Annotated in this window: 5 protein-coding genes; 2 read left to right on the top strand and 3 right to left on the bottom strand. The window is 69.7% G+C overall.

Translation table 11 applies throughout. From position 1 onward, the window contains the following. Window positions 1-154: 154 nt before the first annotated feature. From AX737_RS09980 to AX737_RS09970, 3 genes are all read right to left on the bottom strand, one after another. Window positions 155-769: a GNAT family N-acetyltransferase gene (locus tag AX737_RS09980; protein ID WP_066920999.1), complete on the bottom strand. Its 615-nt coding sequence runs from the start codon at window positions 767-769 to the stop codon at window positions 155-157. Further along, the gene (locus AX737_RS09975; protein ID WP_066920998.1) at window positions 769-3,111 is read right to left on the bottom strand and encodes an Orn/Lys/Arg decarboxylase N-terminal domain-containing protein; all 2,343 of its coding nucleotides are present in this window, start codon (window positions 3,109-3,111) and stop codon (window positions 769-771) included. The genes AX737_RS09980 and AX737_RS09975 overlap by 1 nt, the downstream gene beginning before the upstream one ends. A gap of 159 nt (window positions 3,112-3,270) precedes the next feature. Then, complete coding sequence (locus tag AX737_RS09970; RefSeq protein ID WP_066920996.1) at window positions 3,271-4,896, bottom strand: alpha-D-glucose phosphate-specific phosphoglucomutase; 1,626 nt, start codon at window positions 4,894-4,896, stop codon at window positions 3,271-3,273. A gap of 241 nt (window positions 4,897-5,137) precedes the next feature. Between AX737_RS09970 and scpA the strand changes: the two genes are divergently transcribed. Both scpA and AX737_RS09960 read left to right on the top strand, forming a co-directional pair. Continuing rightward, window positions 5,138-7,300 carry a methylmalonyl-CoA mutase gene (scpA, locus tag AX737_RS09965; RefSeq protein ID WP_066920994.1) on the top strand — a complete coding sequence of 721 codons (2,163 nt, stop codon included), beginning with the start codon at window positions 5,138-5,140 and terminating at the stop codon, window positions 7,298-7,300. 16 nt (window positions 7,301-7,316) lie between these two features. Next, entirely contained in the window at window positions 7,317-7,670 is a 354-nt protein-coding gene (locus AX737_RS09960; protein ID WP_066920992.1) for a DUF559 domain-containing protein, read from the top strand. The last annotated feature ends 387 nt before the right edge of the window (window positions 7,671-8,057 follow it).

The raw sequence follows: 8,057 nt of genomic DNA, 5'->3' as shown, positions 1-8,057 counted from the left end.
TCTCATCCCTCACCCCAACCCTCTCCCGCACGGGAGAGGGAGCGCGGCGCGGTTCAGGCCCGATCCGAGGCAGGGATCCGCCATATGGGATTGCTCTGCCCGCAGAGGGGGAGAGGGCAATCCCGCGGCGCCCTAGCGATCATCCGACCCCGCCTCACTCCCCCTGCCACTCGTGGGCCGCCACCAGGGTCTCGACGGGGGCCGGCTCCGGCCGGCGCCACGCGGCGGGCTGGTCCTCGGAGCCCGTACCCAGAGGGCACTGGACCATCACGCTGTCGCTCCAGCGCCCGTACTTGTAGCCGACCCCCGCAAGGTACCCGACGCGGGCGAAGCCGCAGGCCTCGTGCAGGCGCAAGGACGCCTCGTTCTCCGCGTCGATGTAGCCGATGATCTGCCGGTAGCCGCCGGCCGCGCAGGCCTCGATCAGGGCCGGCAGCAGGCGCCGGCCGATCCCGGCATGCAGGTGCTCGGGGTGCACGTAGATCGAGTGCTTCAGGGTGAAGCGGTAGGCGGGCCGCTTGCGGAACGGCACCGCGTAGGCGTAGCCCGCCACCTGCCCGTCGCGCTCGGCCACCAGATGGGGCAGGCGCTTCTTGCGCATGGTCTTGCGGCGGCGCTTCAGGTCGTCGGGGAGCAGGCGCTCCTCCTCGAACTCGCCCGTGTCGCCGACGCCCCGGCGGATGTGGTGCTCGTAGATCGCGATCATCGCCGGCACGTCCACGTCCGAGGAGGGGCGGATGACGATGCCGGGATCGGCCGCGACCGGCATCAATGCCCCTCGCGCAGCACGTAGGTGTAGAAGCGGATGCGCCCGTCCGGCTCGTGCTGGCGGTAGACCCCCTGGATCTCGGCCTCGAAGCCCGGGAACAGGTTGGAGGCCGCCTCGAACATCTTGAAATAGTCGAGCATGGGCTTGGCGCGCTCATCGATCCGCTCGCCGGGCAGCACCGTGCCGATCCCGGGCGGGTAGACCAGAAGCAAGGTGGTGGCCACACGCCCCTCGGCCTCGGCGATCGGCACGAAGTCGACGTGGTTGCGGGTCAGCATCTGGGCCGCGTCCTTCGGGGCCATCACCATCTCGGGCAGGTGCTCGGGCGCGAACTGCTTGCGCTGCAGGCTTGAGGTGTTCGCCTCGCGGTGGAACGCGTGGTAGTCGGCGCAGAGGTCGCGCAGGCGCACCCCGGCGTAGCGGGCGGGCCGGCGCCGCACGAATTCCGGCATCGCCTCCTCCAGCGGCGCGTTCTCGTCGTGCAGGCGCTTGAAGGCGACGAGGCCCGAGATCAGCGTGCCGGCCTTGGAGGATTCCACGCCCGGCGTCAGCAGGAAGAGCAGCGAGTTCAGGTCGTTCTTCTCCGGCACGATCCGGTTCTCGCGCAGGTACTGCGCCACGATCGGGGCCGGCACGCCGTGCTCGGCATATTCCCCCGTCTGCCGGTCGAAGCCGGGGGTGAGCACGGTGAGCTTGTTCGGGTCGGTGATCGCGTAGCCCGGGGAGACGTGGGTGAAGCCGTGCCAGCGCGCGCCCGGCGTCAGTTCCCAGTGCCGCGGGTTGGAGGCGAGCTCGTCCGTCGGCACGCTCTCCCAGGGGACCTCGGCCCCCTCCGCGGTCTTCGTCACGTCCGGCACGAAGGGATCGAAGAACCAGCGCTTGAGGGGATCGCGCTCGTTCTCGAACTCCTTGCGGATGGCGCGCGCTTTTTTCCGCCACTCGATGCCGAGCCGGATCGTGTCGTCCCAGAGGATCATGCCGGAGCGGCCCTTCATCATCTGGGCGCCGACGTCGAGCGAGGCGAACAGGGGATAGAACGGCGAGGTCGAGGCGTGGACGAGGAAGCTCTCGTTGAGCCGCCGGTGCTCGACGCGCCGGGTCTGCCCGCGGATGTGCCCGTCCTTGGTGTGGATCTGCGAGGCCTGGCTGAAGCTCGCGAGCTGCTTGTGGGTCGATTGCGTGGCGATGATGCCGGGCGCGGTCTCGTCGAGCCCGGTCAGCCCCATGGCGAAGCGGCGCTGGTAGAGCGGGTGGAACTTCATGAAGCCCGCCCAGGCCTCGTCGAACAGGATGTAGTCGCACAGGTGCCCAATCCGCTCCAGAATCTCCTGGGCGTCGTAGATCGTGCCGTCGTAGGTGCACTGCTCGATCACCGCGACGCGGAACGGACGCTCCTTGCGCCACGCCTCGCGGTCCTTGACCAGCGGGTTGGCCCGGATCTTCTCGCGGATGCGGGTCTCGTCGAGCGCCTCGTGGTAGATCGGCCCGATCAGCCCGTAGGCGTTCCGGTCCGTTTCCAAGAAGATCGGGATGCCGCCGCCGAGGAAGAGCGCGCCGTGATGGGCCGCCTTGTGGTTGTTGCGGTCGAACAGCACGAGGTCGCCCTCGGCCACCAGCGAGGACAGCACGATCTTGTTCGAGGCCGAGGTGCCGTTGAGGACGAAGTAGGTTTTTTCGGCCCCGAAGATCTGCGCCGCCTCCTTCTGGGCCTTGAGCGCCGGGCCCTCGTGGGTCAGGAGGTCGCCGAGATCGAGAACGGAATTGTCGAGGTCATCGCGAAAAATCGCCTCGCCGAGATGCTCCACGAAGATCCGTCCGATCGGGGAGCGGTTATAAAAAATGCCGCCGTTGTGGCCCGGGCAGGTCCAGAGCTGGTTGCCCTTCTCGGCGTAATCGACCAGCGCGCCGAAGAACGGCGTCTTCAGGGTCTCGGCGTACTGGGTCACGCGGCTGACGAGGCCGCGGGCGATGAATTCCGGCGTCTCCTCGGCCAGGAAGATGTAGCCGTCGATGAAGTCGAGGAGTTCGACCGGGATGTCCTCCAGGCGCTTGCGGCGCACCATGATGACGATCGGCATCTCCAGGCCGCGCTTGCGCATCATGTCGATGAGGGCGGCGGCCTTGCCGTCGAGGCCGCGCTTGCCCCAATCGACCACGAGGCAGCCGACCGCGGCGTCGGTCTGCACGGCGATGGCCGCGTCCTCGACGCGGCGCGCCCGCACCACCTCGAAGCCGCGCTGCTCGACCGCCGCCACGATCTGATCGACCCGCGCGCCCTCCAGATCGCCCGGATCGAACGTCGGCGTGCACATCAGCACGGTGAAGCGGCGGTGGAAGTCCATGGGCGGGCTCCTGTCGGACGGCGTCGGCGGGAGATAGGGCTCCGCGCGGGTCCGGCAGGCTTTCGGGCGCGGAGATGACGCCTGGATGACAGGCGGCCGCGCCGCGCTCCCTCCCCCCTCTGCGGGGGAGGGAGACGGTCGTTCCGGCCCGAGCCCGGATCAGGTCACGACGCTCGGTTCATCCCGCCCGGTGATCTCCGCGATCCGCGCGATGGCGCGGGCGGCCTCCACCACCGGGGCGAGCACCTGGACCGGGTCGGCGTCGTGCGTGTCGCGGTCGTAGCGCTCGATGTAGACCCGGAGCGTCGCCCCCGCCGTGCCGGTGCCCGAGAGCCGGTAGACCACCCGCGCATCCTCGGCGAACCCGATGCGCACGCCCTGCCGGTCGGTGACCGAGCCGTCGACCGGATCGACGTAGCGGAAGTCGTCGGCGCTCGCGACGGTGAGGCCGGCGAAGCTCTGCCCCGGCAGCGCGGCGAGCTTCTCGCGAAGCCCCTGCATCAGCCGCTCGGCGGCCGCGCTCTCGATCTCCTCGTAATCGTGCCGGGTGTAGTAGTCCCGCCCGAACGTTGCCCAGTGGGCGCGCACGATGGCGTCGGCCCGCTCTCCGGTCGTCGCCAGGATGTTGAGCCAGAGCAGCACCGCCCAGAGCCCGTCCTTCTCGCGCACGTGGTTCGAGCCGGTGCCCGCGCTCTCCTCGCCGCAGAGCGTGATCAGCCCGGCGTCCAAGAGGTTGCCAAAGAACTTCCAGCCGGTCGGCGTCTCGTAGGCCCGGATCCCGAGCTTTTCCGCGACCCGGTCGGCGGCCCGGCTCGTCGGCATCGAGCGGGCGATGCCCGCCAAGCCGCTCGCGTAACCCGGCGCCCGGTGGGCGTGGGCGGCGAGCACCGCGAGGCTGTCGCTCGGCGTCACGAAGAGGCCGGGCGCCACGATCATGTTGCGGTCGCCGTCCCCGTCCGAGGCCGCGCCGAAATCGGGGGCGTCCGGCCCGTGCATCAGGTCGAAGAGTTCGCGCGCGTGGACCGGGTTCGGGTCCGGGTGGTGTCCGCCGAAATCCTCCTGCGGCACCGCGTTGACCACGGTGCCGGGGGCCGCTCCCAGCTCGCCCTCCAGGATCGCCCGGGCGTAGGGCCCCGTGACCGCGCTCATCGCGTCGAAGCGCATGCGGAAGCCGCCCGCGAAGAGCGCCCGGATCGCGTCGAAATCGACGAGCTCGCGCATCAGCGCCGCGTAGTCCGCGACCGGATCGATCACCGTGACGGTCATCCCCTCTACCGTCGCGTCGCCGAGCCGCTCGAGATCGAGGTCCGGCCCGTCGGCGATGCGGTACTCGGTGATCGCCTTCGCCCGCTCGAAGATCGCCGCGGTGATGCTCTCGGGCGCCGGGCCGCCGTTCCGCGTGTTGAACTTGATGCCGAAATCGCCCTCGGGCCCGCCGGGATTGTGGCTCGCCGAGAGCACGAGGCCGCCGACCGCCCCGTGTTTCCGGATCACGCAGGAGGCGGCGGGCGTCGAGAGCAGGCCGCCCTGCCCCACCAGCACCCGCCCGAACCCGTTGGCCGCCGCGATCCTGATCGCGGTCTGCACCACCTCCCGGTTGAGGAAGCGCCCGTCGCCGCCGATCACCAGGGTCTCCCCGTCGCGATCCGGAATCGTGTCGAAGATCGCCTGGACGAAGTTCTCGACGTAGTGCGGCTGGCGGAAGACCGGCACCTTCTTGCGCAGGCCCGAGGTGCCGGGCTTCTGGTCCGGGAAGGGCTGGGTCGGAACGGTCTTGAGGGCCATCGGCGGGGGCTTTTCCTTCGGGACGCGTCTTCGTGGAGGCGCATCGCGATCGGGCGCGAGCCTCGGCCGTAACGACTAGGGCGGCACGGCCACGCTTCAACGGGCCGCCGAGACATCCGGGCGGGGATTCTCATGCGGCCTCCGCCGCACGGGGAGTAGCCCGCACCCGAACCGTCCTTATAATGCAGGCCAAACCGCCCCGAACGGGGCTGACGCCTGCCCCTCGCCCGAGTCCCGCACGATGTCCCGCATCCCGAACTTCGCCGAGGTCCCGTTCTCGGGCGCGCCGCTGCCGGTCCCGCCGCCCGCGCCGGGCGAGCCCTGGATGAGCCCCGAGGGCATCCCGGTGAAGCCCGCCTACGGGCCCGAGGACCGGGCGGGGCTCGAATTCCTGCACACCTATCCGGGCCTCGCGCCGTACCTGCGGGGCCCCTACCCCACCATGTACGTCACGCAACCGTGGACGATCCGGCAATACGCGGGCTTCTCGACGGCCGAGGACTCGAACGCCTTCTACCGGCGCAACCTCGCCGCCGGGCAGAAGGGCCTCTCGGTCGCCTTCGATCTGGCCACCCACCGCGGCTACGATTCGGACCACCCGCGCGTCTCGGGCGACGTCGGCATGGCGGGCGTGGCGATCGATTCGATCTACGACATGCGCACGCTCTTCTCCGGCATTCCGCTGGACGAGATGACCGTGTCGATGACGATGAACGGCGCGGTGCTGCCCGTGCTCGCCCTCTACATCGTGGCGGCCGAGGAGCAGGGCGTGCCGCCAGCCAAGCTCGCCGGCACCATCCAGAACGACATCCTCAAGGAGTTCATGGTCCGCAACACCTACATCTATCCCCCCAAGGGATCGATGCGGATCATCTCGGACATCTTCGCCTACACCTCGGCCAACATGCCGAAGTTCAACTCGATCTCGATCTCCGGCTACCACATGCAGGAGGCAGGCGCCACGAACGACCTCGAACTCGCCTACACGCTCGCCGACGGCGTCGAGTACATCAAGGCGGGTCTGGCCGCGGGCCTGACCATCGACCAGTTCGCCCCGCGCCTGTCCTTCTTCTGGGCGATCTCGACGAACTTCTTCATGGAGGTCGCCAAGATGCGGGCCGCGCGCCTGATCTGGGCGAAGCTCGTCAAGGAGTTCGAGCCGAAGTCGGACAAGTCGCTGCCGCTCCGCACCCACTCGCAGACGAGCGGCTGGTCGCTCACCGCGCAGGACGTGTTCAACAACGTCACCCGGACCGCCATCGAGGCGATGGCAGCGACGCAAGGGGGCACGCAGTCGCTCCACACCAACGCGCTCGACGAGGCGCTCGCGCTGCCGACCGACTTCTCGGCCCGGATCGCGCGCAACACGCAGCTCTTCCTGCAGCAGGAATCGGGCACCACCCGCATCGTCGATCCCTGGGGTGGCTCGTACTACGTCGAGCGGCTCACCGCCGACATCGTGGCCCGCGCCTGGGAGCACATCCGCGAGGTCGAGAGCCTCGGCTGCATGGCCAAGGCGATCGAGGCCGGCATCCCGAAGCTCCGGATCGAGGAGGCGGCGGCCCGCGCCCAGGCCCGGATCGATTCGGGCCGGCAGACGATCGTCGGCATCAACAAGTTCAAGCCCGACGACGAGATGACGATCGAGCTCTTGCGCGTCGACAACGGCAACGTGCGGAACCTCCAGATCGACAAGCTCAAGCGCCTGCGCTCCGAGCGCAACCAGGCCGACGTGGACGCGGCGCTCAGCCGTCTCACGCAGGCGGCGGACGGCGCGGGCAACCTGCTCGAACTGGCTGTGAACGCTGCGCGGGCCAAGGCCACGGTCGGCGAGATCTCGGAGGCGCTGGAGCGGGCCTGGGGCCGGCACCGGGCCGAGATCCGCTCGATCTCGGGCGTCTACAAGCGGGAGGTCGGCGGCATGTCGCCTGTGGTCGAGCGGGTGCGGGGCCTCGTGGAGGCCTTCGAGGAGAACGACGGGCGGCGGCCCCGCATCCTGGTCGCCAAGATGGGCCAGGACGGGCACGACCGCGGCCAGAAGGTGATCGCCTCGGCCTTCGCGGATCTCGGCTTCGACGTGGATATCGGGCCGCTCTTCGCCACGCCCGCCGAGGCCGCGCGGCAGGCGGTGGAGAACGACGTGCACATCGTGGGCGTCTCCTCGCTGGCGGCCGGCCACCTCACCCTGGTGCCGGAGCTGCGGGCGGCGCTGGCCGCCGAGGGGCGCGACGACGTGATGATCGTGGTCGGCGGCGTGATCCCGCCGGGCGACTACGACGCGCTCCATGCGGCTGGCGCCTCGGCGATCTTCCCGCCCGGCACCGTGATCGCGGAGGCCGCCGTGAAGCTCATCGAGGAGCTGAACGGGCGGTTGGGCTACGGCGCGCGGGCGGCGGCGGAGTAGGAGCAGCGCGCTCCCGATGCCCGAGGCGCGCAGCATCGCGCAGACGCTTCGGCACCGGCAGACGGCGGCCGAAGCGCGCCTCTGGAGCGCCTTGCGCAACGGCCGACTCAATGGCTGGAAGTTCCGCCGCCAGTTCCCGGTCGGCGGGGCGGTCGCGGATTTCGCCTGTCTCGCGGCCAGGCTCGTCGTCGAGGTCGATGGGGCGACGCACGGGAGCGATGTCGAGCGGTCGAGCGATGCTCGGCGAACCGAGATGCTCATGCGATGCGGCTTCGAGGTTCTGCGCATCGACAATGATGATGTTGCGGCGAACCTTGAGGGTGTCCGCGAGACGATCCTCGCAGCGATCGAGCGCCGGACGACGATCTGAGCCGATCGCATCGCGAGGTGCCACGATGCGTACGCGTGAACCGCACCGCGCTCCCTCTCCCGTGCGGGAGAGGGTTGGGGTGAGGGATGAGAACGTTCCGGATGAGGCTGGCCATAGCCGCGGAAGCACGGCGCTCAATCCGTAAAGCTCCGGGTCCCTCACCCTGTCCCTCTCCCGCACGGGAGAGGGAACCCGCGCCTCACCGGGGTTAGGTGCGCTCGGCGTATGCGATTGCCCTGCCCGCAGAGGGGGGAGGGAGATGCAGCGGGGATCTTGTGCGCATCTTGTGACAAAAGTCTTGACATGTGAGAACAAAACGCGTACGTCCATCGCACGCGCCGCCCCGGCGCCGCGGCGGGTCCTGCATCCCGCCGCGGCGTTGGCAGG

The organism is Methylobacterium sp. CCH5-D2, from assembly GCF_001556475.1.
Classification (GTDB): Bacteria; Pseudomonadota; Alphaproteobacteria; order Rhizobiales; family Beijerinckiaceae; genus Methylobacterium; species Methylobacterium hispanicum.
This window is presented reverse-complemented; position numbering and strand designations above follow the sequence as displayed.